General features: G+C 34.2%; 1 protein-coding gene. It reads right to left on the bottom strand.

The window, feature by feature from the left end; genetic code table 11:
• Positions 1-219, bottom strand: a 219-nt coding sequence (locus tag CBI42_RS12300; protein WP_094754004.1) for a phage tail tape measure protein, incomplete at both ends; no start/stop codon positions are given.

Here is a 219-nt window from a genome sequence, read left to right as displayed (position 1 = left end):
GGCCAAAAATATTTTTAAATATACGTGCTGTATCAGCTCCACCAAGTTTTTTAGTATGTTCCTCAATAATTTTAAAAATTGCAGGCAACGTTTTGAAATTACCATTGGCAGTTTTGAATATTTTAGTTGATTTAATTCCAATTCCATTTAAAGCGCCCATAGCTGAATTTGTTGGAGCTGCTAAACTGGTGATAATTTTTCGCAGACCTGTCCCAGCTT

It is taken from the genome of Streptococcus sp. KR (assembly GCF_002238115.1).
Classification (GTDB): domain Bacteria; phylum Bacillota; class Bacilli; order Lactobacillales; family Streptococcaceae; genus Streptococcus.
Note: the sequence above shows the minus strand (reverse complement) of the source record. Positions and strands in the feature narration are given on the sequence as shown.